This is a genomic window from Geofilum rubicundum JCM 15548, from assembly GCF_000974365.1.
GTDB classification, from domain to species: domain Bacteria; phylum Bacteroidota; class Bacteroidia; order Bacteroidales; family Marinilabiliaceae; genus Geofilum; species Geofilum rubicundum.
The window spans coordinates 1-7655 of sequence record NZ_BAZW01000094.1; the positions used below are offsets into that span (position 1 = coordinate 1).

The following is a 7655-nucleotide window of genomic DNA, read 5'->3' on the forward strand; positions in this document are numbered from 1 at the left end:
GATTAAACTTCCTCTTCTCCAAATATTGTTAATATCTATTTTTACATCTCAATTTCTGTAACCAAGTCTAGTCCATCCGCAACTACATCAAAGATGTTGGCATTTTGTGTTTCGCTTATAACAATTATACCATCATTATCTTTTGTTGCATTAGAAAGTTGTTCGTTTTCAACCTTTGCAAACCAAACAGTTGGGTCGAAAGTGATTTGAGTAAGCGCACTTTCATTCGTAGCAAATACTATTGTACCTTCTTTCTCAACTTCAAATGTTTCCCCTGAGTTATATTCAAAACGTACATCATGACTTACCCCATCTGCATCAACATAAGTTCCGTTTAAAACCATTGCAGGCGTGTCACCTTCATCTTGCAATTCAATTTCTACTTCCATCTCATTGTATGTTCCAGCAGGAATTTGAGCGAAGCTTATATCCGGATTTGTTTCGCCTGTTGCGAAATCTATCTTTGTATTAATTTCAAGCTCAAACTCTATTTCAATAGAGTCGTTATCGGTTTCTACTTCAAACTGTACTTCCCGTAAAGTAATAAACCCTGATGTAAATGATAGCTCTCTGGCTTGCGTTGATTTTAACGAAACTGATGAAGTTACAGTTTTAAACTTTAAGCCTATTTGAGGCTCGGTTGCAGTTTCTGATTCATCTTTTTCACAACTTGTAAAGGTCACACTTGCCACTAAAATAGCTGCCAACACTAATATTTTAAATTTTATCTTTTTCATATCCCTTGTTTTAATAAATTTATAATTCTTATTTTTATCAATAAATGCATACTTTATTCAAAAATAGCCTGCGTATCAACATCCAGTTTGTCCGCAACCTTATCAAAAATATCAGGATTTTTTGTTGAACTAACAATAATTGTACCTTCAGTTAAAGTTGCATTATCCAATTCACCTGGTGTTACAGTGCTAAACCAACTAATCGCATCAAAAGTTATTTTACCCACAAGGTCAGCTCCGTCTGCGATAGTAACACTGGCGGCATTAGCTTCAAATACTTCGCCTGAATTAAACTCAAAGCGGATTGGAATAATCTCTTCTGATGAATTAGTAAAAGTACCTTCAATTACAACAGATGGGTCAGAACCATCATCTTGTAGTTCAATTCCTAAGTTTACACCAGTATAATTTCCAGCAGGAACTTCGATTACGATTTCCGGAGAAACTGCTCCTGTTGCATAGTCAATATCAGCAATCTGTTCTTTGGTTCTGCTTACAGAAGTTGTTCCCACTTCACCATCGAAAACTACTTCACGAATGGTTATTGTACCTGAATTGAATACTAAGTCGTTTGCAGCTGCTGTGCTTTTTAAATTTACTGATGACGAACTTGTGGTATTAACCTTTAAGGTTATTTTACCATTGGGATTATCATCGTCTTTTTCACAACTTGTGAATGAGAAACCTGCTACAACTATTGTAGCCATTACTATTGTTTTAAATGTCATCTTTTTCATATCTCTTATTTTAATAAATATATATTTTTTATTATCAGCTATAAACGCATACTTTATTCAAATACCGCCTGAGTATCTACATCAAGCCTATCTGCAACCTTATCGAAAATATCTGAGTTCTTAGTTTCGCTGACAATAATTGTACCTTCAGTTAAAGTCGCATTATCCAATTCATCTGGTGTAACCGTACTAAACCAACTGATAGCATCAAAAGTAATTTTCCCAACAAGGTCTGAGCCAGCTTCGATAGTAACACTTGCGGCATTAGCTTCAAATACTTCGCCCGAATTAAATTCAAAGCGGATTGGAGTAATTTCTTCTGAAGAATTAGTATAAGTACCTTCAATTACAACAGATGGGTCAGAACCATCGTCTTGAAGTTCTATTCCTAAGTTTACACCAGTATAATCCCCGGCAGGAACTTCGATTACTACTCCTGGCGAAACCGTTCCTGTTGCGTAATTAATATCAGCAATTTGCGATATAGTTCTGCTTACTGAATTTACTCCAACTTCTCCATCAAAAACTACCTCGCGAATGGTTATAGTTCCAGAATTGAAAACTAAATCGTTTGCAGCCACTGAGCTTTTTAAGTTCACAGAGGAAGTACTTGTTGTATTCACTTTTAATGTAATATTTCCGTTTGGATTATTATCATCATCTTTTTCACAACTGGTAAATGAAAAACCTGCTAAAACTATTGCAGCCATTACTAATGTTTTAAATCTCATCTTCATAATCGTAAATCTTTAATTATTATTTACTTTCTTTCTCGCTATCTAATTGTTAGAATATTATTTTGTTTTTTGCAGGTTTAGCTTTTTGATAAACCCATCTGTATCGCTTTCGGCCTGCATTAGTATTTCTTCATTATTTGCGGATAAAATTTCCCAACCGTCATTTAACCATACCAGGGGAGTTTCGTAGTTATCCACTTCAATTTCAAGAATTTTTAAATTGTCGTATAAATCAAATTCCCATGTTCCATCAATTGTTACAGAATTATCGGTTACCTGCACAGAGAAATCGGACTTAAACTCAATTGTAAATAGACTTAATTGGTGTGTCTCATCAGTTGTATCGGAATAATGTGATACTTTCCATATTCCAGAGGTAAGAAGGTCTGATACTGGATAATCTTCATCCTCAAAATCAACTTCATCATTTTCCTCACAGCTATCTTTATATTCATTTATTTGATTTTCAAGCTCTACATTGTCGGTAATTGTTACTTGATTTCCGTCATAAAGTGTTAACTCAATTGGATATTCAACTTCGATAATTTGGTCAGACAGGTCACGAAAAGTATTGTACATCATGAAATCATTTTCCGCAACGATGTAGTCTGCTTTTTGATATGCTGTATTATAAAGGGTAATTTCAACCGGATAATTAAAGTCAATACACTCTATGTCGTCATCAATTAAATTAGTATTGTATTGTTCCTGAATTTCTTCCAGGTCATCTGAGTTATCTAAAACTGATTCGGAATAATCACTATATGTTATTGTTATCGGATATTGTATCTCAATATCATCCCGATAATGGAAATAATCTATATATAGTATTTCAATATCATCTAAGGAATTTATTTGGTAAAACTCATCGTTAATTAAAATTGAATATGGGTACTCAATGCTAATCGCACTACATCGGTCGATTATATTATCAAATGAACCATCTTTAAGTGCTACTTTCTTTATCAGCTCTGCAATATTATCCTCGGCACTAATTGCCTGGCTTTTGTCAGGTTCAACTACTTTTTCGTATTCTTTCTGACAGCCTGTAAGAGCAAGTGCAAAAACCAATATTTTAAAAAAATGCTTCATTCTATATTCTATGTTACTAAAATTCATTTTCTCAATTTGAACTTTCGATAATAAAACAGATAGTGTTCTGATTCTCCTACCTTACTTTCTGTTTTTTTTCATATATTCATAAAATTAAATTAACAAAAAAGTTTGTAACGCATTAATAATGAGTGATCACCTAAAAAATAAAAATATTTGCAAAGAGGAGGTCTTTAGCCGGATATTCACAACTCTTTCTACTGATTTGTTTAATTTTCTGTACTATAAGTATGGAGAAAATAACAATCCTCAAGACATAGTTCAAGCTGCTTTCGAGAAACTATGGAATAATTGTAAAGATGTTGTTCCGGAGAAAGCCAAGTCGTTTTTATTTACTGTGGCGAATAACGAAATGCTTAATTCTTTGTCAAGAAAAAAGACTGTATTAAATTATAGTTTACAGAAACCGAAGGATTATACAAATGAAACACCTGAATATTTATTAGAGGAAAAGGAATATCATAACCGTCTTAAACAAGCCATTGAAGAACTAACAGAAGAACAAAGAGTAACATTTCTATTGAATCGTATTGAGGGGAAAAAGCACCAGGAGATTGCTGAAATGTTGGGTATTTCTCGTAAGGCTGTCGAAAAAAGAATTTATACAGCTTTGAAAATATTACGGGAAAAAGTAGAAATTGATAAAATTTAAGCAAATAGGGTAGGAATTTTTAGTACTCATCTGTTTTATTAACAAGAAGCAAAAAAATGAATAACGAAGATAAAATAAAGAAATGGTTAGCCGGGGAACTTTCTGAATCGGAAACAAGTGATTTTGAAAGTACTGAGGAGTTTGCTAAAATCGATAAACTGATGAAGGCTGTTAATACTTTTAAAGCCCCTGGTTATGATGTTTTAAATGAATATAGCAAATTATCAGATAATGTACTTCATTCCAAAAGAACAATTTCTTTATTTGAGCGAATGAAACCGGTATTAAAGATTGCTGCCATATTTATTGTTGCCCTTACAATTGGTTATTTTTCGTTTAATCAAATTAATTCTACATCAGAAAACCAGGGGTGGATTGCCGAACAATCTGAGGTTTATTTACCCGATTCATCATTTGTAGCCATTAATTCAGGCTCTAAAATCAAATTCTCAGAGAAAAAATGGAGTAAGGAAAGAAATGTAGAACTGAACGGTGAAGCTTTTTTCAAAGTTAAAAAAGGTTCGCAGTTTAATGTTATTACCGAACAAGGCATGGTAACAGTTTTAGGGACTGAATTTGATGTAAAAGCTAGGGAGAACTATTACGAAGTAACCTGTTACTCAGGATTGGTAAGAGTAAAAACTGAACAAAGTGAAGTTGTATTAAAACCAAAATCGGTTTATAGAGTAATTGAAGGTACAGAACAGCAATATACGATTTCTGACAAAGCCACTCCTTCATGGTTACAAGGTGAAAGCAATTTTAAAAGTGTTCCTTTTAGTTTTGTGATTAAAGAACTTGAAAGACAATACCAGATTAAGGTTGAAACAGGTAATACGGATATAAACCAACTGTTTTCAGGCAGTTTCTCGCATAATAACCTCTCAATTGCCTTAGAATCTATCACAATTCCACTAAATTTATATTACGAGATTAATGAAAACAAAATCGTAATAGGTCTTGAAGAATAATATATTCTTATTACTTCTATCTGTTCTTCTTACAAGTGTAAGCTATGAATGCATTGCTCAGAATACGGAAACAAAGCCACTTGAAAGCTTTCTTCATATTCTAGAGAATCGTTTTGATGTGGCTTTTACTTATGCCGATGAGAACATACACGATATTACTGTTTCGATACCAAGCAACAACCTTAGCCTTGAAGAATATCTTATAGAGCTTCAAAAACAAACGGGTTTGGAATTTAAAAGATTGGATTCCCGATATATTGCCATTCAGAAAAGTACTCCTGAAGTAACCTTTTCGGGAAAAATCGTTGATAAAGAAACCAAAGAATTATTAGCAGGAGCTGTATTAATTTCAGGTGATAAGTATGCCGTAAGTGATAATAATGGGCAATTCACTATTAAATTAAGCCCTGAATTAGATTCGGCTCTTACTATTAGATATGTTGGTTATAAGCAACTTGTGATTAATAACAAAAGTTGGCAGGATGAAAAATTGGTTTTAGAGCTTGTTCCTGATGTGTTAGTAATTGACGAAGTTGTTGTTGATTATATTGCCAAAGGAATTGATAAACTGCCCGATGGAGCAATACAGATGAACATGAGAAACCTTGAAATTTTACCTGGTTTATCGGAACCTGATGTATTGCATTCTATACAGGTGTTACCGGGAATTCAAAGTGTTAATGAATCAGTTTCTGATATTAATACAAGGGGTGGAACAAACGATCAAAATCTGGTTTTATGGGAAGGAACAAAAATGTACCAAACCGGGCATTTTTTTGGTTTAATATCTGCTTTCAACTCGTATTTAATTCATAAATCAAAAGTTATAAAGAACGGCACAAGTGCCGAATACGGGGAGGGTGTTTCGGGTATAATTGACATGAACCAACAAGATTACCTGGTAAATGATTTTGAAGCATCAGTAGGTTTAAATATGATTAGTGCCGATGCAATAGTAAAACTTCCTATAACAGAAAAAATATCGCTAATGCTTGGGGCAAGACATTCTATAAATAATATTGTTATTACTCCAACCTATAAAAGTTATTATGAAAGGGCCTTTGAGCATACTGAGGTATTACAGCATCTACACACAAATGATTCTATTGTTAATGATTACCATGATTTTTCATTTTACGACTTAAACTTAAAACTTTTATATGATGTTTCAGAAAAGGATAAAATCCGTTTTAGCATTTTGCATATAAAGAATTCGATTGAATATGAGGAAAATGCATTAGTAAATGATACACTTTTTAGTAGGAATAGTTACTTGAACCAATCGAGCCTATTGTCAAACTTCAATTATTCACGGGTGTGGAGCGATAAGCACATAACTCAATTTACAGCAAATGTTTCGCAATATAGTTTAGAGGCAATGAATGTTGAGCTTATCAATGAACAACATCATTTTCAGAAGAATGATATAATAGATTGGGGACTCAAGCTAACATCAAAGTATCAGTTTACACCTAAAATTAATTTACTTACCGGGTATCAGTTTGATGAAATTGGAATTAGAAATCAAGATAATATAAACAAACCTGATTATAACAGGGATGTAAAAGGCGTTCTGGATATTCACTCCCTGTTTTCTGAGGTTGAAGTAAATAGAATATTCGGTAGGGCATATCTTCGCTTGGGAATAAGGGCTAACTATTTACAGAAGTTTGATGAGCTATTTCTAGAGCCACGGGCAGTATTAAATGTGAAATTAACAGATTTTATTTCTTGTGAAGTCTTGGCAGAAAAGAAAAGTCAATACACGACACAATTAATAGATTTTCAGTCAGATTTCCTGGGAATTGAAAAAAGAAGGTGGGTAATATCAAATAATAAGAGTGTGCCTGTTATAAATAGTCAGCAATTCTCATTTGGTATGCAATACAATCGTAAAAAATTGCTTATATCTGTTGAAGTATACAAGAAAAAAGTAAGTGGAATAATAACCCCCAGCCAGGGATTTCAAAATCAATTTCAGTATGTATATGCAATTGGCAATTACAGCGCCAAAGGAATGGAGATGTTAGTGGATAAACGATTAAAAAAGACGAATATCTGGTTCAACTACGTTCTTGCTAAAAACGATTATTATTTCAAAGAATTTACTCCATCTGTATTTCCGAATAATCTTGATATTAGACATACCATTTCGATAGGTGGCAGTTATAGCATAAAGAATTTAGAACTATCGAGCGGATTTAATTACAGGACAGGAAAACCATATACAAAACCAGCACAGGATAATGTTCAGTCAGAAACAGAAATAATTTATGAAGAACCAAACAGCTCGCGATTGGCTGATTTTGTTAGATTGGATATTTCAGCAAAATATAAATTCAATATTAAAAAAGTAAAGGGTGAATTAGGAGTATCCGTTTGGAATGTTCTTAACAAGGAGAATGATATTAATATTCTTTATCAAAGAAATGATAAGAATGAAATTGAACAAGTTACCCAACATGCCTTGCATATAGCTCCTAATGTGAATTTGAGATTCAAGTTTTAGCTTTCAAACTCAATCTTCCCTATCCGTTTCAACCACCCCTTCAAAAACTTATGATTCTGACCTCTCTGAGCAATGGTATTGTAGTAATGAATACGGGCAGATTTAATGGCATTAAATAAAACTTCCGGAGGACATGAATTAATAGCCTTAACCGTATTCCTCCCAATAATACCATCCAATTTAAGGTCACAATCAAAGT

General features: G+C 33.2%; 8 protein-coding genes. 3 read left to right on the forward strand and 5 right to left on the reverse strand.

The genetic code is table 11. The features are described from left to right. Nucleotides 1–41: 41 nt before the first annotated feature. From JCM15548_RS19520 to JCM15548_RS19535, 4 genes are all read right to left on the reverse strand, one after another. A complete protein-coding gene (locus JCM15548_RS19520) occupies nucleotides 42–737 on the reverse strand; it encodes a hypothetical protein (protein WP_062128782.1) in 696 nt (231 codons plus the stop codon). Nucleotides 738–790: 53 nt separating this feature from the next. Further along, nucleotides 791–1474 (reverse strand): hypothetical protein, encoded by a 684-nt coding sequence (locus JCM15548_RS19525; RefSeq protein ID WP_062128784.1) that lies wholly within the window; start codon nucleotides 1472–1474, stop codon nucleotides 791–793. Between the two features lie 53 nt (nucleotides 1475–1527). Then, complete coding sequence (locus JCM15548_RS19530; protein ID WP_157482993.1) at nucleotides 1528–2184, reverse strand: hypothetical protein; 657 nt, start codon at nucleotides 2182–2184, stop codon at nucleotides 1528–1530. An 84-nt stretch (nucleotides 2185–2268) separates the two neighbouring features. Beyond that, complete coding sequence (locus JCM15548_RS19535; RefSeq protein ID WP_162198291.1) at nucleotides 2269–3330, reverse strand: hypothetical protein; 1062 nt, start codon at nucleotides 3328–3330, stop codon at nucleotides 2269–2271. A 121-nt stretch (nucleotides 3331–3451) separates the two neighbouring features. On the opposite strand from JCM15548_RS19535, the gene JCM15548_RS19540 reads away from it, so the two are divergent. Genes JCM15548_RS19540 through JCM15548_RS19550 form a run of 3 tightly spaced genes read left to right on the forward strand, consistent with a single transcriptional unit; the run spans nucleotide 3452 to nucleotide 7456 of the window. Then, nucleotides 3452–3976: an RNA polymerase sigma factor gene (locus JCM15548_RS19540; RefSeq protein WP_062128790.1), complete on the forward strand. Its 525-nt coding sequence runs from the start codon at nucleotides 3452–3454 to the stop codon at nucleotides 3974–3976. 56 nt (nucleotides 3977–4032) lie between these two features. After that, entirely contained in the window at nucleotides 4033–4947 is a 915-nt protein-coding gene (locus tag JCM15548_RS19545; protein WP_062128792.1) for a FecR family protein, read from the forward strand. Then, complete coding sequence (locus tag JCM15548_RS19550; RefSeq protein WP_062128794.1) at nucleotides 4937–7456, forward strand: TonB-dependent receptor; 2520 nt, start codon at nucleotides 4937–4939, stop codon at nucleotides 7454–7456. Before JCM15548_RS19545 ends, JCM15548_RS19550 begins: the two co-directional genes overlap by 11 nt. On the opposite strand, the gene JCM15548_RS19555 is transcribed toward JCM15548_RS19550, so the two are convergent. After that, a partial coding sequence (locus tag JCM15548_RS19555) for a putative peptidoglycan-binding domain-containing protein (protein ID WP_227626054.1) occupies nucleotides 7453–7655 on the reverse strand: 203 nt, incomplete at its 5' end. The genes JCM15548_RS19550 and JCM15548_RS19555 overlap by 4 nt on opposite strands.